At 68.2% G+C, this 22,321-nt stretch carries 20 protein-coding genes; 17 read left to right on the forward strand and 3 right to left on the reverse strand.

Annotated features, from left to right (window positions below; translation table 11 throughout):
* Positions 1–112: 112 nt before the first annotated feature.
* From P9A17_RS09265 to smc, 9 genes are all read left to right on the forward strand, one after another.
* Positions 113–1,495: a cytochrome P450 gene (locus P9A17_RS09265; RefSeq protein ID WP_278038242.1), complete on the forward strand. Its 1,383-nt coding sequence runs from the start codon at positions 113–115 to the stop codon at positions 1,493–1,495.
* 31 nt (positions 1,496–1,526) lie between these two features.
* Positions 1,527–2,009 carry a pantetheine-phosphate adenylyltransferase gene (gene coaD, locus P9A17_RS09270; protein WP_278038243.1) on the forward strand — a complete coding sequence of 161 codons (483 nt, stop codon included), beginning with the start codon at positions 1,527–1,529 and terminating at the stop codon, positions 2,007–2,009.
* 131 nt (positions 2,010–2,140) lie between these two features.
* A complete protein-coding gene (gene sepIVA / locus P9A17_RS09275) occupies positions 2,141–2,878 on the forward strand; it encodes a cell division protein SepIVA (RefSeq protein WP_278038244.1) in 738 nt (245 codons plus the stop codon).
* Positions 2,879–2,943: 65 nt separating this feature from the next.
* Positions 2,944–3,537 (forward strand): DUF177 domain-containing protein, encoded by a 594-nt coding sequence (locus P9A17_RS09280; protein WP_278038245.1) that lies wholly within the window; start codon positions 2,944–2,946, stop codon positions 3,535–3,537.
* Entirely contained in the window at positions 3,534–4,238 is a 705-nt protein-coding gene (rnc, locus tag P9A17_RS09285) for a ribonuclease III (RefSeq protein WP_278038246.1), read from the forward strand. The genes P9A17_RS09280 and rnc overlap by 4 nt, the downstream gene beginning before the upstream one ends.
* On the forward strand, positions 4,231–5,079 hold the full coding sequence (mutM, locus tag P9A17_RS09290) for a bifunctional DNA-formamidopyrimidine glycosylase/DNA-(apurinic or apyrimidinic site) lyase (protein ID WP_278038247.1): 849 nt from the start codon (positions 4,231–4,233) through the stop codon (positions 5,077–5,079). The genes rnc and mutM overlap by 8 nt, the downstream gene beginning before the upstream one ends.
* A gap of 82 nt (positions 5,080–5,161) precedes the next feature.
* Positions 5,162–5,578, forward strand: a complete 417-nt coding sequence (locus P9A17_RS09295) for an OsmC family protein (protein WP_278038248.1) — start codon at positions 5,162–5,164, stop codon at positions 5,576–5,578.
* Positions 5,562–5,846 (forward strand): acylphosphatase, encoded by a 285-nt coding sequence (locus tag P9A17_RS09300; RefSeq protein WP_278038674.1) that lies wholly within the window; start codon positions 5,562–5,564, stop codon positions 5,844–5,846. Before P9A17_RS09295 ends, P9A17_RS09300 begins: the two co-directional genes overlap by 17 nt.
* Before the next feature lie 26 nt (positions 5,847–5,872).
* Positions 5,873–9,457 carry a chromosome segregation protein SMC gene (smc, locus tag P9A17_RS09305; RefSeq protein WP_278038249.1) on the forward strand — a complete coding sequence of 1,195 codons (3,585 nt, stop codon included), beginning with the start codon at positions 5,873–5,875 and terminating at the stop codon, positions 9,455–9,457.
* An 82-nt stretch (positions 9,458–9,539) separates the two neighbouring features.
* Here smc and fni read toward each other — a convergent pair whose 3' ends face one another.
* Positions 9,540–10,565, reverse strand: coding sequence for a type 2 isopentenyl-diphosphate Delta-isomerase (gene fni, locus P9A17_RS09310; protein ID WP_278038250.1), 1,026 nt, complete (start codon positions 10,563–10,565; stop codon positions 9,540–9,542).
* A gap of 28 nt (positions 10,566–10,593) precedes the next feature.
* On the opposite strand from fni, the gene ftsY reads away from it, so the two are divergent.
* The 4 genes from ftsY to P9A17_RS09330 all read left to right on the forward strand — a co-directional run bounded on the left by ftsY (position 10,594) and on the right by P9A17_RS09330 (position 16,442).
* Positions 10,594–11,952 carry a signal recognition particle-docking protein FtsY gene (ftsY, locus tag P9A17_RS09315; protein WP_278038251.1) on the forward strand — a complete coding sequence of 453 codons (1,359 nt, stop codon included), beginning with the start codon at positions 10,594–10,596 and terminating at the stop codon, positions 11,950–11,952.
* A 210-nt stretch (positions 11,953–12,162) separates the two neighbouring features.
* On the forward strand, positions 12,163–13,515 hold the full coding sequence (locus P9A17_RS09320; protein WP_278038675.1) for an ammonium transporter: 1,353 nt from the start codon (positions 12,163–12,165) through the stop codon (positions 13,513–13,515).
* Positions 13,516–13,550: 35 nt separating this feature from the next.
* Entirely contained in the window at positions 13,551–13,889 is a 339-nt protein-coding gene (locus P9A17_RS09325; protein WP_011779408.1) for a P-II family nitrogen regulator, read from the forward strand.
* A gap of 81 nt (positions 13,890–13,970) precedes the next feature.
* A complete protein-coding gene (locus P9A17_RS09330; protein WP_278038252.1) occupies positions 13,971–16,442 on the forward strand; it encodes a [protein-PII] uridylyltransferase in 2,472 nt (823 codons plus the stop codon).
* On the opposite strand, the gene P9A17_RS09335 is transcribed toward P9A17_RS09330, so the two are convergent.
* Complete coding sequence (locus tag P9A17_RS09335; RefSeq protein WP_278038253.1) at positions 16,439–17,647, reverse strand: HAMP domain-containing sensor histidine kinase; 1,209 nt, start codon at positions 17,645–17,647, stop codon at positions 16,439–16,441. The genes P9A17_RS09330 and P9A17_RS09335 overlap by 4 nt on opposite strands.
* A complete protein-coding gene (locus P9A17_RS09340; protein ID WP_278038254.1) occupies positions 17,647–18,363 on the reverse strand; it encodes a response regulator transcription factor in 717 nt (238 codons plus the stop codon). The genes P9A17_RS09335 and P9A17_RS09340 overlap by 1 nt, the downstream gene beginning before the upstream one ends.
* Positions 18,364–18,468: 105 nt before the next feature.
* On the opposite strand from P9A17_RS09340, the gene P9A17_RS09345 reads away from it, so the two are divergent.
* The 4 genes from P9A17_RS09345 to P9A17_RS09360 are packed head-to-tail and all read left to right on the forward strand — an operon-like array spanning position 18,469 to position 22,266.
* Positions 18,469–19,482 carry a MoxR family ATPase gene (locus P9A17_RS09345; RefSeq protein WP_278038255.1) on the forward strand — a complete coding sequence of 338 codons (1,014 nt, stop codon included), beginning with the start codon at positions 18,469–18,471 and terminating at the stop codon, positions 19,480–19,482.
* Positions 19,479–20,408 (forward strand): DUF58 domain-containing protein, encoded by a 930-nt coding sequence (locus P9A17_RS09350; RefSeq protein ID WP_278038256.1) that lies wholly within the window; start codon positions 19,479–19,481, stop codon positions 20,406–20,408. The genes P9A17_RS09345 and P9A17_RS09350 overlap by 4 nt, the downstream gene beginning before the upstream one ends.
* Complete coding sequence (locus P9A17_RS09355) at positions 20,405–21,358, forward strand: VWA domain-containing protein (protein WP_278038257.1); 954 nt, start codon at positions 20,405–20,407, stop codon at positions 21,356–21,358. Before P9A17_RS09350 ends, P9A17_RS09355 begins: the two co-directional genes overlap by 4 nt.
* A gap of 11 nt (positions 21,359–21,369) precedes the next feature.
* Positions 21,370–22,266 carry a trypsin-like peptidase domain-containing protein gene (locus P9A17_RS09360; protein WP_278038258.1) on the forward strand — a complete coding sequence of 299 codons (897 nt, stop codon included), beginning with the start codon at positions 21,370–21,372 and terminating at the stop codon, positions 22,264–22,266.
* Positions 22,267–22,321 lie beyond the last annotated feature (55 nt).

Consider the following 22,321-nt stretch of genomic DNA (forward strand, 5'->3'; position numbering starts at 1 on the left):
GGGCTGCTGGTAGTGATGCGACTGTAATCCGTTTCCGCCGTTTCGGGGTGAAAGACGGATCTCATCCGTTCGGTTGACGACGCACGCGCCGATTCGTTGTTGGCTTGCGGCTATGTCCAGCTCGTCGATGGTTGCGGAGCCGGCGGTTCAGACGATGCCGCCGGCACCCTTCAGTCCGCTGACGAAACGGCGCCAGATAGCGGCCTTGCGCAACTTTCACACAGGACCCGAACTACTCCGCGATGCCGGCGGTCCGGTGACCCGGCTGAAGCTCGGTCCGCGTTGGTTGATGCCGCCCGTGGTGGTCGCCACGTCTCCGCGCGCGATCCGCGACGTCCTCGGGCGCCCCGGTGCGCTGGTCGACAAGACCGTCGTGCATGCCGAGATGCGGCACCTGTTGGGTAACAACCTGTTCGACCTCGAACACGACGCATGGCTGCCACGGCGGCGCGCTGTGCAATCGGTGTTCACCAGGAAGCGGGTGGAGGAGTTCGGGAGCCATATGGTCGCGGCGGCGGAGACGATCTCCGGCGGGTGGGCCGACGGTGCCGAGATCGATCTGGACAGTCAGTGCCGCCGACTCACCCTGCGTGCGCTCGGACGGTCGGTGCTGGGCGTCGACCTCGACGAGAAGGCTGAGGCGATCGCGGCGCCGATCGGCATCGCGCTGTCCTATTTGGCGAATCGGACCGCTTCTCCGATCAAGCCGCCGCGGTGGCTGATGACGCCGGCACGCCGCCGGGCACGTGCGGCCGGCGCGACACTGCGCGAACTCGCAGTCGACATCGTCTCGGCGTGCCGGACTGATCCGTCGCGTGACGCCCCGCTTGTGCGCGCCATGATCGACGCCGTCGATCCGGACACCGGAGCCCCGCTGTCGGACGGCGAGATCGCCGAGGACCTGCTGGCTTTCGTGATCGCCGGGCACGATACGACTGCAACGACACTGGCCTACGCCCTCTGGCAGTTGGGCAGGCATCCGGAGTTGCAGGACAAAGTGCTGGCCGAGGCTGTCGCGGTGGGGGACCGCGGCAGCCTCGGCCCAGCCGCCGTCGCACAGCTCGGGTTCACGGTGGCCGTGCTGCGCGAAGCTCTGCGACTGTGTCCGCCGGCTCCTGCCACCAGCCGGGTTGCGGTGCAGGACATCGCGGTTGACGGCCATCGCGTCGATGCGGGCACCATGTTGGTCGTCGGCATCTATGCGGTGCAGCGCGATCCGGCGCTGTGGGACGATCCGTTAACATTCGATCCCGGCCGTTTCGCCGGTGGCGCGGGCACGCGGCGCGATCGCTGGCAGTACCTTCCGTTCGGAGCGGGGCAGAGGTCGTGCATCGGGGATCACTTCGCCATGCTGGAAGCCACCCTGGCGCTGGCCGCCATCGTGCGTGACGTCGAGATCACCTCCACAGCAACGGACTTCCCGGTCGAGGTGCCGTTCACCATGGTCGCGGCGGAGCCCATCGGAGCGGTGGTGCGGCGGCGCCGAACGGCCTAGTGGGCGTGCGCGCCTGCTACCGTCACACGTCATGAGCGGTGCGGTGTGCCCAGGATCCTTCGATCCGGTGACCCTCGGTCACGTCGACATCTTCGAGCGGGCGGCCGCACAGTTCGACGAGCTCGTCGTTGCCGTGATGGTCAACCCGAACAAGAAGGGCATGTTCACCCTCGACGAGCGGATCGCGCTGATCGAGGAGTCCACCACCCACCTGCCGAATGTGCGGGTCGAATCCGGCCAGGGTCTGATCGTCGACTTCGTCAAGGAGCGGGGACTCACCGCCATCGTCAAGGGACTGCGCACCGGGACGGACTTCGAGTACGAGTTGCAGATGGCGCAGATGAACAAACACATCGCGGGCGTCGACACCTTTTTCGTCGCCACCACGCCCCAGTATTCGTTCGTGTCGTCGTCGTTGGCCAAGGAGGTCGCGACCTTCGGCGGCGACGTGTCGGCGCTGCTGCCCGCGCCGGTCCACGCGCGCCTGATGGCCAAGCTGGCCGAGCGCGCCTGAGAGACCGGGCGCGCGGCTGGCCTGCCGCCGATTTCCCGTGATCCGGAGGCGACACACCGAGCAAGAAATCGAGTCACAGGCGTAACACCAGGCACACTGGTCACTGTCAACTACGCCTGGAGGGTGTCGCCGTGTACCGAGTTTTTGAAGCTCTCGATGAGTTGGGTGCGATCGTCGAAGAAGCCCGCGGCGTGCCGATGACGGCAGGCTGCGTGGTGCCGCGCGGTGATGTCCTCGAGCTGATCGACGACATCAAGGACGCGATCCCCGGTGAGCTCGACGATGCGCAGGACGTCCTCGACGCGCGCGATTCTCTGCTGCGCGAGGCGAAGGACCATGCCGAGTCGACGGTCTCCACGGCCAACACCGAGGCCGATTCGATGGTCAACCACGCCAGGACCGAGGCCGATCGGCTGCTCGCCGACGCCAAGTCCCAGGCCGACCGCATGGTCGCCGAGGCGCGTCAGCACAGCGAGCGCATGGTGATCGAGGCTCGTGAGGAGGCCGCGCGACTCAACGCGACGGCCAAGCGTGAGTACGAAGCCAGCACCGGGCGCGCCAAGTCCGAGGCCGACCGGCTCCTCGAGAACGGCAACCTGGCCTACGAGAAGGCCGTCCAGGAAGGCATCAAGGAGCAGCAGCGCCTGGTCTCGCAGACCGAGGTCGTCGCGACCGCCACCGCCGAGGCCACCAGGATGATCGACTCCGCGCACGCCGAAGCCGACCGGCTCCGCGGCGAGTGCGACATCTACGTCGACAGCAAACTGGCCGAGTTCGAGGACTTCCTCAACGGCACGATCCGGTCGGTCGGCCGCGGTCGCCACCAGCTGCGGACGTCGGCTGGCATGCACGACTACGCGGCCCGGTAGCCCGCCGTGATCGTGAGCGGGCACGCGCGAGAAATTCGTCGCTGAGCCCACCGTACGATACGGACATGGCGACGCACGTCAACGCTGCGGCGCACCGAAAGTCACGGTCGCCGCTGGTGATCGATATTTCCCGGCTCGGTCGGCGTCCGGGTTCGATGATCACCGTCACCTCGACGGTTCCCAGCCCTGCGCGAATCGGCGTGGAGCTGATCGCGATCGACGAAGGTGCACCCCTGGATCTGGACCTGCGCCTGGAGTCGGTGTCTGAGGGGGTGCTGGTGACCGGGACGGTGTCGGCGCCGACCTCGGGCGAATGCGCGCGCTGCCTCAAACCGGTCAGCGGCGAGGTCGAGATCGATCTGACCGAGTTGTACGCCTACCCGGACAGCGCCACCGATGAGACGACGGAGGCCGACGAGGTGCCGCGCGTCGGCCGCGACGGTGGCGCCGAGACCGTCGACCTCGAGCAGCCGATCGTCGATGCCGTCGGGCTCGCACTACCGTTCTCGCCGGTGTGCAGCCCTGACTGTGCGGGTCTGTGCACCGAATGCGGTGTGCCTCTGATCGATGCGGAGCCCGATCACCACCATGAGCAGATCGATCCGCGGTGGGCCAAGCTCGCGCAGTTGCGGGACCAGACCGGTGAGGACAAGCAGTGACGGTCGATCGCGCGCTTCTCCTCGAAGCCCTCGGCGTCGAGTTGCCCGCCGAGCTGTTGACCACTGCCCTCACCCATCGCAGCTACTCCTACGAAAACGGTGGTGTCCCCACCAACGAACGCCTCGAGTTCCTCGGCGATTCGGTGCTCGGGCTGACGATCACCGAAGAGCTCTACTATCGCCACCCCGACCGGTCCGAAGGTGACCTCGCCAAGCTGCGCGCCAGCATCGTCAACACCCAGGCGCTGGCCGACGTCGGCCGCCACCTGACAGAGCACGGCCTCGGCGCCTATCTGCTTCTCGGCAAGGGCGAGGAGAACTCGGGCGGTGCCGGCAAGTCGAGCATCCTCGCCGACGGTGTCGAATCCTTGCTGGGGGCAATCTATTTGGAACATGGCATCGGGATCGCGCGTGACGTCATCCTCCGCTTGTTCGCCGACCTGCTGGACACCGCGCCGACGCGGGGGCCCGGGCTGGACTGGAAGAGCAGCCTGCAGGAGCTGACGGCGGCCCTCGCACTGGGCGCCCCGGCGTATCTGGTGACGTCCACCGGTCCCGATCACGACAAAGAGTTCACCGCCGTGGTCATCATCGGCGAGACCGAGTACGGCAGGGGCGTGGGCCGGACGAAGAAAGAGGCCGAGCTCAAGGCCGCCGCTGCCGCGTGGAACGCACTCAAGCGCGCCCATCCGGATGCCTGAACTCCCTGAGGTCGAGGTTGTCCGGCGCGGGTTGGCCGAGCACGTCACCGGCAAGACCATCACCGCGGTGCGCGTGCATCATCCGCGGGCGGTGCGGAGGCACGAGGCCGGCCCCGCCGATCTGACCGCCCGGCTGCTGGACACGACGATCACCGGGACCGGTCGTCGCGGTAAGTACCTGTGGCTGACGCTCGGTGACGGGGCCTCGCTGGTCGTTCATCTAGGGATGAGCGGCCAGATGCTGCTAGGTCCCGTTCCCAACGAGAACCATCTGCGCATCGCGGCGCTGCTCGACGACGGCACCACGCTGAGCTTTGTGGACCAGCGCACGTTCGGCGGGTGGATGCTGGCGGATCTGGTCGACGTGGACGGCACCGAGGTTCCAGAACCGGTGGCCCATATCGCCCGTGATCCGCTGGACCCGCGTTTTGATCGTCGCGCTGTTGTTGATGTATTGCGGCACAAGCATTCTGAGATCAAGCGGCAGCTCCTGGATCAGACCGTGGTGTCCGGGATCGGCAACATCTACGCCGACGAGTCGCTCTGGCGGGCCAAGGTGAACGGCGCCCGGCTGGCCTCAGGAGTGTCGAAGGCCAAGCTCATCCAGCTCCTGGACGCGGCGGCCGACGTGATGACCGACGCGCTCGGGCAGGGCGGCACGTCGTTCGACTCGCTGTACGTCAACGTCAACGGCGAATCGGGGTACTTCGACCGGTCGCTGGACGCCTACGGTCGCGAAGGCGAGCCGTGCCGGCGGTGCGGCGCGATCATGCGGCGGGACAAGTTCATGAACCGCTCGTCGTTCTACTGCCCCCGCTGCCAACCGCGCCCCCGCATCTGACCGCGGAATAGGATTCCGGGTTGCGGATCGGCGCTCTGGGACAGCCAGGAATGCTATTCCGCGGGGCGTTGTACAAATAGGCGTGACCGATTTGTGGGTGGAGCGCACCGGGGTGCGCCGCTATACGGGCCGTAGCACGCGAGGTGCCGAGGTGCTGGTGGGTTCCGAGGACGTCGAGGGCGTGTTCACGCCGGGCGAGCTGATGAAGATCGCGCTCGCGGCGTGCAGCGGGATGTCGAGCGACCAGCCGCTGCGCCGCCGACTGGGTGACGACTACGAAACGACGATCAGGGTGTCCGGTCCTGCCGATCGCGAGCAGGAGCGCTACCCGCTGCTCGCAGAGAAGCTCGAGGTCGACCTGTCCTCTTTGAGCGCCGACGAGAAGGCGCGACTGCTCACTGTGGTCGAGCGGGCGATCGACACCGTGTGCACCGTGGGGCGGACGTTAAAGAGTGGGACAGAAGTGACGTTTGAGGTGAAAGATCTTGGGGCAAAGTGATGTTCGGCTCACGGCGTGGGTGCACGGACACGTCCAGGGAGTGGGTTTCCGCTGGTGGACGCGGTCGCGGGCCCTTGAGCTCGGGCTGACGGGATACGCGGCGAACAAACCCGACGGGCGCGTCCAGGTGGTCGCGCAGGGGCGGCGAGAAGCCACCGAAAAGCTGCTTGAGCTGCTGAAAAGCGGCGATACACCGGGTCACGTCGACAAGGTGATCTCCGACTGGACCGAACCGGCCGACGCGATCTCCGGCTTCACCGAGCGGTGACGGTCTCGGCGGTAGGGTAACGCGTCATGCATCTGAAGAGTCTGACGCTGAAGGGCTTCAAGTCCTTCGCATCGCCGACGACTCTGCGCTTCGAACCCGGCATCACCTGCGTCGTCGGTCCCAACGGCTCCGGAAAGTCCAACGTTGTCGACGCGCTGACGTGGGTGATGGGCGAGCAGGGCGCCAAGACGCTGCGCGGCGGGAAGATGGAAGACGTCATCTTCGCCGGCACGTCCTCGCGGGCACCGCTCGGCCGGGCCGAGGTGACGCTGACGATCGACAACTCCGACAATGCGCTGCCGATCGAGTACTCCGAGGTGTCGATCACCCGGCGGATGTTCCGCGACGGCGCCGGCGAGTACGAAATCAACGGCAGCAGTTGCCGTTTGATGGATGTGCAGGAGCTGCTGTCCGACTCCGGCATCGGCCGCGAGATGCACGTCATCGTCGGGCAGGGCAAGCTCTCCGAGATCCTGGAATCGCGGCCCGAGGACCGGCGCGCCTTCATCGAAGAGGCGGCTGGCGTCCTCAAGCACCGCAAGCGCAAGGAAAAGGCTGTCCGCAAGCTCGACTCGATGTCGGCCAACCTGGCGCGCCTGACGGATCTGACCACCGAGCTGCGCCGGCAGCTCAAACCGCTCGGTCGCCAGGCCGAGATGGCCCGCCGCGCCCAGACCATCCAGGCCGACCTGCGTGACTCGCGGCTACGGCTGGCCGCCGATGACCTCGTCAGCCGCAAGGCCGAGTTCGACGACACCAACCAGGCCGAAACGACGCTGCGCCGCGAGCACGACGAGCTCAGCGAGCGGCTCGAGGCCAGGGCTGCGGAGCTCGACGCCCACGAGAGCGCCGTCGAGGATCTCAGCGAGCGTGCCGACGCGGCGCAACAGCGCTGGTTCCGGCTGTCGGCTCTGGCCGAGCGCGTCGGAGCCACGGTGCGCATCGCTAGCGAACGCGCCCAGCACCTCGACTCCGAGCCGGATTTCTCGGCCGGGCCCGACCCGGACGAACTGGAGGCCCAGGCCGACGAGGTTGCCGAGCAGGAGCGCCAGCTGCTCGAGGAGCTGGCCGAATCGCAGGCCCGCCTCGAATCGGCGCGCGCCGAGCTGTCCGAGCGTGAGCAGGCGGCTGCGGACGCCGAGCGCGCGCACATGGCCGCTGCCCGTGCCGAGGCGGACCGCAGGGAAGGGCTGGCCCGGTTGTCCGGCCAGGTCGACACCATGCGCACCCGCGTGGAGTCGGTCGACGAGACGGTCGCGCGGCTGACCGCCAACATCGACGAGGCCGCGACCCGCGCCCAGCAGACCCAAGCCGAGTTCGAGACGGTGCAGAGCCGCGTCAGTGAGCTCGACGCGGGCGAAGTCGGTCTGGACGAGCACCATGACCGGACGGTGAGTGCGCTGCGGCTCGCCGACGAACGTGTCACCGAGCTTCAGTCGGGGGAGCGCGCCGCCGAGCGCCTGGTCGCCTCGCTTCAGGCGCGTATCGACGCGCTGTCGGTCGGTCTCGACCGCAAGGACGGTGCCGCCTGGTTGCAGGAAAACCGCAGTGGCGCAGGACTTTTCGGATCGATCGCCAACCTGGTCAAGGTCCGCCCCGGTCACGAATCGGCGATCGCGGCGGTGCTCGGCGCCGCGGCGGATGCGGTCGCCGCGGAGAACTCCGGTGCCGCGCGCGCCGCAGTCGCCGCGCTGAAGGAGTCCGACGGTGGCCGGGCGGCGATCGTGCTGGGGGACTGGCCCTCTCAGTCGCCGGTCGCAGGACAGCTGCCTGCCGGTGCGCTGTGGGCGGTGGATCTCGTGGAGCCGGAACCCCGCGTGCTGGGTGCCGTGCGGGCGATGCTGGCTGGTGTGGCGGTTGTCGGCGATCTTGCTGCGGCGCTGGAACTCGTTGCGGCCCAGCCACAGTTGCGTGCGGTCACTGCCGACGGTGACCTCGTGGGGGCGGGCTGGGTCAGCGGCGGATCCGATCGCAAGCCCAGCACGCTGGAGATCCAGTCCGAGGTCGACAAGGCCCGTAACGAACTCACCGACGCCGAGCGGCAGACGGGGGAGTTGTCGGCCGCACTGTCGGGTGCACTGGACGAACAATCCGCTCGCCAGGACGCCGCCGAACAGGCACTGGCCGCGCTCAACGAGTCCGATGCCGCGATCTCGTCCATCTACGAACAGCTGGGACGGCTCGGGCAGGACGCTCGTGCGGCCGACGACGAGTGGCAGCGGCTGATCAAGCAGCGCGACGAGCTGGAGGCGAGCCGTAACCGTACGGTCGAGGAGCTCGCGGAGTTGGAGTCGCGGCTGCACTACGCGCAACAGGAGCCCACGTTCGACGCCGAGGTCGTCGATAGGACCGAGTTCACGGCCGCCGCCGAAGCTGCGCGCTCGGCCGAAGTGGAAGCCCGGTTGTCGGTGCGCACCGCCGAGGAACGCGCCAATGCGGTTCGCGGGCGCGCTGATTCATTGCGCCGCGCCGCCGTCGCCGAGCGCGATTCGCGGGCACGGGCGCAGCGGGCTCGCGAGGCCAGGGTGCACGCGGCCGCAGTGGCTGCCGCCGTCGCCGAGTCGGGCCGAATCGTCGCGCGACGACTGAGCGAGGCGGTCGCCGTGGCGTCCCGGATCCGCGACGAGGTCGCCGCCGAACGTCAGGTCCGTGCGGGCGCGCTGACCAAGGCGCGAGAAGAGGTCAACGAACTCACCACCCGCATCACTGCCCTCACCGATGCGCTGCATCGCGACGAGGTCGCCAAAGCGCAAGCGGCACTTCGCATCGAGCAGCTGGAAGAACAGGTGCTCGAGCAGTTCGGCATGGCTGTCGCCGACCTCATCGCCGAGTACGGCCCCGATGTCGCGCTGCCGCCGTCGGAACTGGAGATGGCCGAGTACGAGCAGGCGAAGGAGCGCGGCGAGCAGGTCACCGCGCCTGCGCCGATGCCCTACGACAGGTCCACCCAGGAGCGGCGGGCCAAGCGCGCCGAGAAGGAACTCAAAGAGCTCGGCCGCGTGAATCCCCTTGCGCTGGAAGAGTTCGCCGCGCTGGAGGAACGCTACAACTTCCTGTCGACCCAGCTCGAAGACGTCAAGGCCGCCCGTAAAGATCTTCTCGACGTCATCGCCGAGGTCGACACGCGGATCCTGCAGGTCTTCACCGAGGCCTACATGGACGTCGAACGTGAATTCACCCAGGTCTTCTCGACGCTGTTCCCCGGCGGCGAGGGCAGGCTGCTGCTCACCAACCCGGGCGACATGCTGACCACCGGCATCGAGGTGGAGGCCCGTCCGCCGGGCAAGAAGATCAAGCGGCTTTCGCTGCTGTCCGGTGGCGAGAAGTCGTTGACCGCGGTGGCGATGCTGGTCGCGATCTTCCGGGCGCGGCCCTCACCGTTCTACGTCATGGACGAGGTCGAAGCCGCGCTCGACGACGTCAACCTGCGACGTCTGATCAGCCTCTTCGAGCAACTGCGCGAGGTATCGCAGCTCATCGTCATCACGCACCAGAAGCCGACGATGGAGATCGCCGACGCGCTGTACGGCGTGACGATGCGCGGCGACGGCATCACGACGGTGATCTCTCAGCGCATGCGCGGCCAGGAACTCGTCGCGGTCCCCTCCTAGGCTTACTCCCACGCCGAACGTGCGCACAGGGCGGAAGTTCCGGTGATTTTCCGCCCTCACCGCACACTCGGTGAAGGAGATCTCAGATCGTCGTCACACCGCGTTCGCGCAGTCCGGCGAGGTCGGCCGCGCCGCAGCCGTGCAGGCAGACCAGCAGCTCTTCGAGAAACGCCTGAAGCCAATCCACCACGGCGGCAGCAGATTCCACGGCCGGGGCCAGTAGCGGGCGGGCGATGGCCACCACCTCTGCGCCCATCGCGAGGGCCTTGGCGGCATCCATGCCGGTGCGGATCCCGCCTGATGCGACGAGCGGAACGTCGGGCAGTAGCTCCTTGACTTCGGTGAGTGCCTGCGCGGTCGGGATGCCCCATTCGGCGAGCGCCGGGTAGCGCACCTCGCCGTAACGGACGAACTGTTCGATGCGGGCCCAGGACGTTCCGCCCGCACCCGCGACATCGATCGCCGCGACCGGGCAGTCGACGAGTTGGGCGGCCGCGGCCGCTCCGATTCCGTGGCCCACCTCTTTGAGCATCACGGGGTAGCCGGTCGACCCGGCGACGTCACGCAGCCGTGCCATCGATCCCGAGAAGTCGGTGTCGCCGTTGTGCTGCATCGCCTCCTGGAGCGGATTGGTGTGCACCGCAAGGGCGTTGGCGCCGACCCGCTCCAGCGTTGACGCGAGCCGCGGGACGGTCGCGGTCTGCAATTGGGCGAGGCCGATGTTGCCGATCAGCAGGACGTCGGGCGCGACACCGCGGACGTCGAAGCTCGCCGCGGCCACGGCGTCATCGATCATCACTCGTTGCGAACCCAGCATCATGCCGATCCCGAGCTGCTGAGCCGCCTCGGCGAGATTGCGGTTGATGATGCCGGAGAGTTCGGCTCCGCCGGTCATGGCCCCGATCAGCACCGGCGCGCGCAGTTGCGACCCGAGGAACTCCGTTCCGAGGTCGACGCAGTCGAGGTCGGTCTGGGTCAGCGCGTTGTAGGGCAGTCGGACGCGTTCGAATCCGGTGGTGACCGTCTGATAGTCGACCGGCTCGGTCAGGCAGACGTCGATGTGGCGCCGCTTGCGGTGGCGAAGGGCGGACCCGGGGTCAGGCGTCACCGGTTATGTCCCCTGACACAATGTCACGGTGAGTGAGGGTCTCTGGATCGCGATCGCGGTCATCGCCGTTCTGCTCGTCGTCGCGCTCGTGGTGGGCCTGGTGCGGTTCCGCCGCCGCCAGATCAGCCTCAAGGCTCCTGACACTGCCACTCCCGTCGATCGCTCTGGCGGCTATACCGCCTCGTCAAGCATCACGTTCTCGCAATCGGCGCCCCCAAAGGCCCCGGAAAAGGCTCCGGAGCGCCTGGACACCAGCGGTCTGCCCGCTGTGGGCGATGATGCCACCATCCCCAGGGACGCGCCCAAACGCCCCATCGCGGACGTCAGGCTGCCCGAACCGCCGGTGGCGGAGGAGCCCGTCGCGGCGCCGGAGCCCGAGCCGCCGGTCGAGACGCCTGAGCCGGTCACCGAGGTTCCCGAGCCCGCGCCTGAGCAGTCTGTCGCCGCACCCGAGATAGACGCCATTGCGCCCACCGAGGGCCGCCTGGACCGGCTGCGCGGGCGTTTGTCCAAGTCGCAGAACACGCTGGGCCGCAGCATGCTGGGCCTGCTCGGCGGTGGCGACCTCGACGAGGACTCCTGGGAGGAGGTCGAGGACACCCTCCTGATCGCCGACCTGGGGCCCGTCGTCACGGAATCGGTGGTGGCGTCCCTGCGGGCCAAGATGGCGAGCAGCAAGGTCCGCACGGAGGCCGATGCGCGCGCCGTGCTGCGGGAGGTGTTGGTCAGCGAGTTGCAGCCCGACCTCGACCGCTCGATCCGGGCGCTCCCACACGCCGACAAGCCGTCGGTTCTGCTGGTGGTCGGAGTCAACGGCACCGGGAAGACGACGACGGTCGGCAAGCTCGCCCGCGTGCTGGTGGCCGACGGGCGCCGCGTCGTCCTCGGGGCGGCGGACACGTTCCGTGCCGCGGCCGCCGACCAGCTTCAGTCGTGGGCGGTCCGGGTCGGAGCGCAGGTGGTCCGTGGGCCCGAAGGGGCGGACCCGGCGTCGGTCGCGTTCGACGCCGTCGACACGGGTATCGCTGCGGGCGCCGACGTTGTCGTCATCGACACCGCGGGACGGCTCCACACCAAGACGGGGCTCATGGACGAACTGGGCAAGGTCAAACGCGTCGTCGGCAAGCGCGCCGAGGTCGACGAGGTCCTGCTGGTGCTCGACGCCACGATCGGTCAGAACAGCCTGCCGCAGGCGCGGGTGTTCGCCGAGGTCGTCAACATCACCGGCGTGGTGCTGACCAAACTGGACGGGACGGCCAAGGGCGGCATCGTGTTCCGCGTCCAACAAGAACTCGGCGTGCCCGTCAAACTGGTCGGTCTGGGCGAGGGCCCGGACGATCTGGCGCCGTTCGAGCCGTCGGCATTCGTCGATGCACTGCTTGGCTGAGGCCCGAATTTCGCTGTGCCAGAGCGAAAATTTGCGCCTCGTGCCTGATGAAACATGAGCGTAACGACATAGGCGCGTCCGTTCACCTGGGTGAAACACAACAGAATCACAGGTGAAACGCTTGCAAAAGAGTCTCTTCGGGAGGCCGATCATGGTCGGCCGTCATCCCAAGGAGGTTCACACAAAGTGGTTTCAGCCTTGCCAGAGACACTGCTGGCCGCGTTACCAGACGAATCGTTTCTGCCGTTCGGGCCAGAGGGCCTGAGCGCGGGCGATACAGCCTGGGTGCTCACGTCTGCCGCGCTGGTGTTGTTCATGACACCGGGCCTGGCGTTCTTCTACGGCGGTCTGTCGCGCCAGAAGTCCGTCCTCAACATGATGATGATGTCGTTCGGCTCCATCGGTGTCGTCAGCGTCATCTACGTGCTGTGGGGCTACTCGATGTCCTTCGCCTCGGCGCACACCGGCGAAAGTGACTACTTCGGCGTGTTCGACAACCCCTTTGCGTTGTTCGGGGTGAGCCAGTTGACGGAAGTCCGCGAGATCGACGGCGTCGACACGTTCGTCCTCGGTGGATTCGGCACGGTGCCCGCCATCGTGTGGGTCGCCTTCCAGCTGACGTTCGCCGTCATCACCGTCGCGCTGATCAGCGGTGCGGTGGCCGAGCGGATGAAGTTCGGAACGTGGCTGGTCTTCGGCGGCATCTGGGTCACTCTCGTGTACTTCCCGCTGTCGCACATGGTTTGGGGTGGCGGTCTGCTCTCGGGCGCCGAAGACGGCATTGCGGCAAAGCTTTTCGGCGTGGACGAAGAAGGCGTAGCCAACGTGTCGCCCATCGACTTCGCCGGCGGCACCGTGGTCCACATCAACGCAGGCATGGCCGCCTTGGTCCTGGCGATCCTGCTGGGCAAGCGGGCCGGCTTCGGCAAAACCCCGTACCGCCCGCACAACATCCCGTTCGTGATGCTGGGTGCAGCGATCCTGTGGTTCGGATGGTTCGGCTTCAACGTGGGCTCTGAGGGCGCTGCCGACATGCTCGCCGGTGCGGTCTGGGTCAACACGACCGCGGCCACCGCCGCCGCGATGCTGGGCTGGCTTCTCGTGGAGCGCATTCGTGACGGCCACGCCACCAGCGTCGGAGCCGCGTCCGGCATCGTCGCGGGTCTGGTCGCGATCACGCCTGCCTGTGGCTCGCTCAGCGCCATCGGCTCGCTGATCCTCGGTGCGGTCGCCGGTGTGCTCTCGGCGCTGGCCATCGCGCTGAAGTACAAGTTCGGCTACGACGATTCGCTCGACGTCGTGGGCGTGCACCTCGTGGCGGGCCTGTGGGGCACCATCGGCATCGGCTTCCTGGCCACCGAAACCGGCCTGTTCTACGGCGGCGGCGTTCAGCAGCTGGTGGTGCAGGCGGTGATTGCGCTGGTAGCACTCGTTTTCACCGCGATCATGACCGCGATCATCGCGTTCGTCGTCAAGCCTTTGGGCTGGCGGGTGTCCCAGGAGGATGAGGACACTGGTATCGATGAGACCGAACACGCCGAAACGGCTTACGAGCTCGCCTGACCGGCGACACTTTCACCGGAAGGGATCATCTACACATGAAGTTGATTACTGCGATCGTCAAGCCGTTCACGCTGGAGGACGTCAAGACCGGCCTTGAGCAGACGGGCATCCTCGGTATGACAGTCAGTGAGGTACAGGGCTACGGCCGTCAGAAGGGACACACCGAGGTCTACCGCGGCGCGGAATACTCGGTCGATTTCGTCCCGAAGGTCCGCGTGGAGGTCGTCGTGGACGACGCCGCGGTGGACAAGGTTGTCGACGTCATCGTCCAGGCCGCCCGCACCGGCAAGATCGGCGACGGGAAGGTCTGGGTCAGCCCGGTCGAAACCGTCGTCCGGGTGCGTACCGGCGAGCGCGGGGCCGATGCCCTTTGAGCCGTATCGTGGAATGAGAGGTCGTCTCCCGGCAGTTGGGCCGTGTGAATGCTGGATCGTCAAGTGCCGGGAGGACAACTCATGAAGGATTCGAAGTCGCAGCCCGCCGCCGGCGCTTCCCGTTGGGAGCGTCCGGCGGCGGTCTCGTCCCGTCCGGCAACCGATCTCGTCGCCGCCGCCGAGCAGCTGCTGAGCGGCAGTGCACGCCAACTCGACTCGGCCGCACTGCGGGACGCGCTGCTCGATCTGCACGACTTCTGGCTCACCACAAAGGCAACCGAGATCGGTATTACCCCGACCAGTGGCTTCGCGATCGTCGCCACCGGCAGCCTCGGCAGGGGTGAGCTGCTTCCGTACTCCGATCTCGATCTGATGCTTCTGCACGACAACATGCCTGCCGAGGCCGTCAGCGAAGTCGCCGAGCTGTTGTGGTATCCGTTGTGGGACGCCAACATTCGCATGGACCACAGCGTGCGCACCGTGGCAGAGGCGCTCCGGGTCGCCGGCGAGGACATGTCCGCAGGGCTGGCGATGCTGGAGGCGCGCCACATCGCCGGTGACAGTGACCTGTCGTCGTTGCTCATCGGGGGTGCGCGCCGTCAGTGGCGCACCGGAATCGCGCCCCGCTTCGACGAACTCGTCGCGCACACAGAGGCGCGCTGGAAGCGCAGCGGCCAGATCGCACACCGCGCCGAGCCGGACCTCAAGTGCGGCAGGGGCGGTCTGCGGGACGTTCAACTGCTCAACGCACTCGCCATCGCCCAGCTGGCCGACGTGTACCCCAGCCGGTCGCTGGCCTCACCCACCGAAACCCTCGGCGAAGCACACCTTTCGCTGCTCAACGTCCGCACCGAGCTCCACCGGGTGGCGGGCCGCGGCCGCGAGCTGCTGCTCGCTCAGCACGCCGACGAGATCGGCGCCTCGCTGCGCATCGGCGACCGTTTCGACCTGGCGCGCATGCTCTCCGACGCGGCGAGGACCGTCAGCTATTACGTCGACGCCGGGATCCGCACGGCGGCAAACGCATTGCCCCGCCGAGGCCTGGCCGCGCTGCGGCGCCCGGTTCGCCGCCCACTCGACGAAGGTGTCATCGAGTTCGCGGGCGAGGTGATCCTGGCCCGCGACGCCAGGCCGGAACGCGACCCCGGCTTGATCCTGCGGGTGGCGGCCGCATCGGCGACGACCGCGCTTCCGATCGCGGCGTCGACGCTGAGCCGGCTTGTGGAGGCCGCGCCCGAATTGCGCACCCCGTGGCCGCGGCAGGCACTCAAGGATCTGTTGGTGATGCTCGCTGCCGGCCCGTCCGCGGTCGGCACCATCGAGGCGCTCGACCGCACCGGACTCTGGGGGCGGCTGTTCCCCGAGTGGGGTGCGGTCCGCGACCTTCCGCCCCGCGACGTCGTCCACATCTGGACGGTGGATCGGCACCTCGTCGAAGCTGTGTCCCGGGCAAGCGCTTTCACCACCAGGGTGTCGCGTCCCGACCTGCTTCTGCTCGGTGCGCTCGTCCACGACATCGGCAAGGGCCGCGGCGGCGATCACAGCGTCATCGGCGCCGAGTTGGCCCAGCAGATTGGCAGCCGCCTCGGGCTCTGGCCGTCGGACATCACGATCCTGTCCAAAGTCGTGCGCCATCATCTGCTGTTGCCGCACACCGCCACTCGACGGGATCTGCAGGATCCGGCCGTCATCGCCGCGGTCGTCGAGGCGCTCGACGGCGACCCCGTCGTCCTCGAGCTGCTCCACGTGCTTGCCGAGGCCGACTCGCTGGCGACCGGCCCGGGTGTGTGGGGTGACTGGAAGGCGTCGCTGATCGGAGAACTCGTCCGTCGCTGCCGATTGGTGATGGCCGGCGAACCGCTGCCTCACCCCGATCCCGTTGATCCCCGGTTCATTTCGCTGGCCGGAGGGGACCGCGTGCACGTCGAGCTGACACCCGCCGACACCGCCCACATCTTCAACGTGACGATGATCGCGCCGGACAGCCGCGGTCTGTTGTCGAAAGCCGCGGGGGTGTTGGCCCTGAACTCGCTGCGCGTGCACTCGGCTTCGGTCAACGGCCATGAAGGTTCGGCCATCAACAGCTTTGTCGTGTCACCGCATTTCGGCTCGCCGCCGGCGGCCGAGCTCTTGCGTCAGCAGCTGATTCTCGCGATCGACGGCGATCTCGACGTGATGGGGGCGTTGGACAAGAAAGAGGCGGAGAGCGCCAGCACGGCCCGCGCCGGCGAAGTCCGGGCCGCCGTCCCGATCAACGCCCCGACGGCCCCGCCGCGGGTGCTGTGGCACGACGGTGCCGGCGTCGGACAGCTGGTGGCCGAGATTCGCGCCACCGATCGTGCCGGTCTGCTGGCGGTGCTCACCGGAGTCTTCGAGCGTGCCGGGGCAGACATCGCGTGGGCGAAGGTGACGACGCTGGGGTCGTCGGTGGTCGACGTCTTCGGAATCGAGTTGGCCGAGAACGACAGTGGGATGCGACAGAGTCTGGAACGTGAGCTGTTCGCGGTCCTGCCTGCGCCGCCGCCTCCACCGGCGCAGGTCGAGGCGAGCTAGAGCGGACAGGTCTGCGGCGGTTGGGCGCTGCGTTCCGGCCGGTCCGCGATCGCGCGGTCGGGAAGCCAGATCACAAACGTGCTTCCGGCGCCGAGAGCGCTGAACAACGACATCTTGCCTTCGTGGCTCTCGACGATCTGCCTGGCGATCGCAAGACCCAGACCCGATCCGCGGCCTCCGTTTCTTTCGGTGGCCGTACGCCCCTGCCGGAAGCGGTCGAACACCCGCTGCTGATCGTCTTCGGCGATTCCGGGGCCCTCGTCACGAACCGCGATCCATGCCCAGCCCCGTGTGCTGCCGCTGCCGACGGTCAGTTCGGAATCACTGGGCGCCAGCCGGATTGCGTTCGACAGCAGGTTGGCCACCGCCCGTGCCAGCGACTCCGGATCGGCGTACACCACCGGCCCGGGAGAAAGCCGGGCGGTGAGTCGCAGCGGCCGTTCACCGGCCAGGAGGCGGTGTTCTTCGACGACCTCGGCGACGAAGGTGTGCAGATCGACCTTCTGGTCGGCGAACGATCCCGATCGGCGCCGGGCCGTGGCGAGGAGATCTTCGAGCAGCCGCGACATCCGCGTAGTGGCACGGGAGATGACGGCGAGCGCGTGCGCTCGTTCGTCCGGGGTGGCGTGCTCGTCGGCGAGGACTGCTTCGACGTTGGCCTGCACGACCGCCACCGGGTTGCGCAGTTCGTGCGAAACATCCTCGACCAGTGCGCGTTCGGCGCGGAACGCGTCGTCGAGCCGGTCCAGCATGCCGTCGATGGTGTCGGCCAGGGTGCGCAGTTCGTCCTGCGGCCCGGTGGCGTTGATCCGCTGCGAGAGGTCGCTGGCCGACAGCCGTCGCGCCGTTGCGGTGATCTCGCCGACGGGCCGGAGCATGCGTCCCGCGACGAACCATCCGACGACGAGGCTGATCAGGAAGATGACGCCGAGCGCGAGCAGCGAGTAGTTCCGCAGCGTTTCCAAGGTCGAGTGATTGACTGCGCGCTGGACACTTTCGAGGTCGGCCGCCTGGAAGCTCTCGCCGCCGCGGTAGACCATGGTGCCGTCGGGCTTGCGCTCGAACTTCTTGACCGTCACCGGATCCAGCGGCGCGGCATCGATGGTGGCCGACAGCGCGAAATACACGCCGGCAAGGATCACCGCGGAGATGGCGGACAGCCACAGTGATGTGGTCAACGCCAATCTGACGCGGATCGTGCGCATCAGGAGGATTTCGCCGAAGGCTGCTCTGCGGGAGTGCGCAATCGGTAGCCGCGGCCGACGAGAGTGTGCAGCACCTGTTGTTCGCCGTCGACGGTCAGCTTGCGGCGCAGCGTTCCGACGGTCACCCGCACGGTCTGGGTGAACGGGTCGGCGTTCTCGTCCCACACGTGCTCGAGGATCTGCTCTGCCGACACCACGTGGTCGGGCCGCGTCATCAGGTAGCGCAGCACCGAGAACTCCTTGAGCGTCAGGTCGACTTCGCGTGGGCCGCGGCGCACGATCTGGCGTGCGGTGTCGACGGAGATGTCGCCGAGTCGCAGCACCGATGAATCCCCGGATACCTCTCGGCGCAGCACGGCCCGCAGGCGTGCTGTCAGTTCGGCCAGCGCGAACGGTTTGACGATGTAGTCGTCGGCGCCCGCGTCGAGACCCCGGACCCGGTCGGGCAGGGTGCCTCGCGCCGTCAGCATGACGATGCGGATCTCTCGCCCTACCGGTGAGGCGAGGTCGCCGGCCCGCAGGCGCCGCGCCAGCTCGAGGCCGTCGCCGTCGGGAAGGTTGACGTCGATGAGCGCGACGTCGTAGGAGTTGACGGTGAGGCGTTCGAGCGCCTCCGCTTCGGTCATCGCGGCGTCGACGGCATAGCCTTCTCGCTGCAGCCCGATGCGGAGGGCGCTGACCAGCCCTTCCTCGTCCTCGACGATCAGAATCCGCATATACGCCGAGGGTAGCGCCGTCGCGGGAACCCGACCACTTGGCTTTCGGTGGACTTTCGCCCCGGTTTCCTGGGGTTTTCGCACCGGGCTGGTGAACTGTCGGTCATGAGCAACAACGACCGCGAACACGGCGCAGGCGCGCTCATCGAGCGGGCCCTGTTCGAAATGAAACATGTTGTGGTGGGCCAGGACTCGATGCTGGAGCGGCTGCTGGTGGGATTGCTGGCCGGTGGGCACGTCCTGCTCGAAGGCGTCCCCGGTCTCGCCAAGACGCTGGCGGTGCGCACCGCGGCAACCGTCGTCGGCGGCACGTTCCACCGTCTGCAGTTCACTCCGGATCTGATGCCCGCCGACATCATCGGCACCCGCGTGTGGCGGCCGTCCACCGAGACCTTCGACATCGAGCTGGGCCCGATCTTCGCGAACCTGGTGCTGGCCGACGAGATCAACCGCGCACCCGCGAAGGTGCAGTCGGCGCTGCTGGAGGCGATGGCGGAGCGGCAGGTCAGCATCGGCGGGCGCACCTTCGGGCTGCCCGAACCGTTCCTCGTGCTCGCCACGCAGAACCCCATCGAGACCGACGGTGTCTACCACCTCCCGGAAGCGCAGCGGGACCGATTCCTGCTCAAGATCGACCTGACACACCCCACCGAGCTCGAAGAACTCGCCATCCTGGCCAGGATGGGCGCGCAACCGCCCACCGCACGCAACCTGATGACGCCCGCCGACGTGTTGAGGCTGCAGCGCATCACCGAGCAGGTCTTCGTCCACCACGCGGTGGCCCACTACATCGTGCGGCTGGTGATGGCGACCCGCGAGCCGGCCGAGTACGGGGCGGCGCCGATCGCGAGCGTGCTCGACTACGGGATCGGCCCGCGCGGCTCTCTCGGCCTGCTGTCGGCCAGCCGGGCCCTGGCGATGTTGCGCGGACGCGACTACGTGCTGCCCGCCGACGTCGCCGACATCGCCCCCGACGTGCTGGCCCACCGGCTGGTGCTGACGTTCGACGCGGTCGCCGACGGAGTCGACCCCCGGTCGGTGATCGCCCGTGTGCTCGAATACGTAGCCCCACCGCAAATCGCACCGAACAGCCACGAACTCGCCGAGGTCGCGTCATGACCGAGAGTTCCGGAAATGCCTGGCGGGCAATGGATCTGTCGGTACGCCGACGGGTGGACAGCATCGTCAGCGGAGAGTACGAGGGAATGCGGCTCGGCGTCGGCAGCGAGCGCGAGGAGCTGTCGCGCTACCAACCGGGTGACGACGTGCGCAGTATCGACTGGAACATCACCGCCCGCGCCGGCGAGCCGCACGTGTGGCGGCCGCGGGCCGACAACAGGCTCGACACCCAGGTGATGGTCGACATGACACCGAGCATGGCGTTCGGCACCGTCGCGGACGAGAAGAGTGAACTCGCAGCACGGATCGTCGCCGCGGTCGGCCTACTCACCGACGCCCCGGGGAACACGGTCGGACTGCAGACTTTCGGACCGGACGGCATCCGGTGGTATCGGCCGCTGCGCGCGCGGCTCGCGGCGTCCAGAGCGCCGCAGACGTTGTCCCGCGCCGCTTCCCGAACGGGTGCCGGATCGCCAACGCTCGCACAGGCTCTCACCGCGCTCGGGGCCCGCCGAGGCGGGCCCGGCTTGCGCGTCGTCGTGTCGGACTTCCTCGATCCCGGCGGCGCCAACGAAGCGCCCTTCGACTGGCAGACCCCATTGCGCCGGCTGGCGGCGCGCCACGACGTCGTCGCCGTGGAGATTCTCGACCCGCGTGAACTTGAGCTGCCCGACGTCGGCGCGGTGGTGCTCGTCGATCCCGAATCGGGACGCCAGCGCCAGGTGTGGACGTCCGACGAACGGCTGCGCCGCCGATACCGCGACGCGGCCGCCGAACACCGCAACGCGGTGGCCGCGGCGATCTCGGCCTCCGGTGCCGACCATCTGCGGGCGAGCACCGCCGGCGACTGGATCCGCGATCTGGCGAAGTTCCTGCGCGAACGACAGCGCACGCTGCGCCGGGGGAGAGGCCCGGTGCGCCGATGACGTTCCTGTTCCCGCTCGGCCTTCTGATGCTGGTGCCGGTCGCGCTTCTTGCTGCCACATACCTCGTCACCGTCCGGCGCAGGCAACGCTACGCCGTCCGCTATGCGGCACTTCCGTTGTTGGAGAAAGTGATTCCGGAGCGGCCGAAATGGCGACGGCATCTGCCCGCGGTGTTCCTGCTCGCCGCGCTGACGCTGTGCGCACTGGCGGTCGCCCGTCCGGAGATGCCCGTGCGGGTGCCCTACGAACGCGCCACCATCGTCGTCGCGATCGACACGTCGGAATCGATGCGCGCCGAAGATGTCAGCCCGGACAGGTTGACCGCGGCCGTCGCCGCCGCGGGAGACTTCATCGACCAACTCCCGGCGACGTTCAACGTCGGAGTCGTGACGTTCGCCGGGACGACAACCGTGGCGCACGCCCCCGACACCGACCGCGCCACGGCCAAGTCCAGCCTGCAGACGCTGACGACGCAGTCGCGTACCGCGATCGGGGAAGGCGTGTTCACGTCGCTGGATCAGATCCTGGCGATCACGCAGGAGCCCGAGGAGGGTCAGGACCGGGTGCCAGCACACATCGTGCTGCTGTCGGACGGCACCAATACCAGTGGCCGCGACACCGACGCGGCCGCACTCGCGGCGGTGGCGGCCGGCGTCCCGGTCTCGACGATCGCGTACGGCACGCCCGACGGTGTGTTCAGCAGCGGAGGCTACGAGGTCCCGGTGCCCGTCGACGCCGAGACTCTGACGACGCTGGCGGAGAGCACCGGCGGTATCGCCTATTCGGCGGCGAGCAGCGACGAACTCGAAGCCGTGTACCGCGACATCGGATCCTCCATCGGCTGGCGCACCGAATGGCGCGAGGTGACCCCGTTCGTCGCCGGTATCGCGCTGGCCTGCGGCATCGTGGCCGCGGCCCTGTCCATGCGCTGGTTCGCCCGTCTCGTCTGACAGGAGCACCCATGACCTTCGATCAACGGTTCGACCTGGGTGGCAGGCCCGCGGGACCGTCGTTCCTGCCGCCGGGCCCACCCGTCGTGCCGACCCGGATCCGCGTCGACCCACCCCCACAGACCGCGCCGCCGGTACCTGACCCCCTCGCGGTACCGGCGGCGCCCCGGCGTCCTCGAATGTCGGCGCTGCTCATCGGCGCCTGCCTGCTGACCGGTGCGGCGGCCGGGGGAGGCGCCGGATTCCTCGCCGCCGACGCCGGCCGCGCGACGGTGATCCGGCAGAGTTCGCCCGCGCCTTCGGCGCCTGCACCCGGCGGCACCATGCAGGGCGCATCGCAGGCGTTGCTGCCCAGCGTCGTGCAGATCAGCGCGGGCAACAGCATCGGATCGGGGTTCGCGATCGACGATCAGGGCCGGATCATGACGAACAGCCATGTGATCGAAGGCTATTCGCGGGTCGCGGTGCGGATGGCCGACGGCCGCCGCAGTCCCGCGCGGGTGGTCGGCTCCGATCCCGCGACCGACGTCGCCGTGCTGGAGGTGTCGGGCACGCCGCCGCCTCCCGCGGCGCTCGGTGTCAGCGAGGGTCTGGCGATCGGTGCGCCCGTCATCGCGGTCGGTGCCCCGCTGGGCCTCAACAGCACCGTCACCGCGGGCATCATCAGCGCCGTGGATCGGACGGCGCGGCTGGGGCCGAATCCTGCGCAGCAATTGCTGCAGACGGATGCGTCGATCAACCCGGGCAATTCCGGCGGTCCGCTGGCCAATCTCGACGGTCAGGTCATCGGCATGAACACCGCGATCGCCACGGTGGGCGGGCCGGAGGCCGGCAGCATCGGCATCGGGTTCGCGGTGCCCATCGACCGGGCCGTCGCGATCGCCCGCGACATCATCCAGAACGGTTGACCGCCCAGGCCAGGCGGCTATCGAGGCGGTGCGGCCAGCCGCGATAGGCTTGCCC

The sequence above is a fragment of the Mycobacterium sp. 236(2023) genome (assembly GCF_029623955.1).
GTDB lineage: Bacteria > Actinomycetota > Actinomycetes > Mycobacteriales > Mycobacteriaceae > Mycobacterium.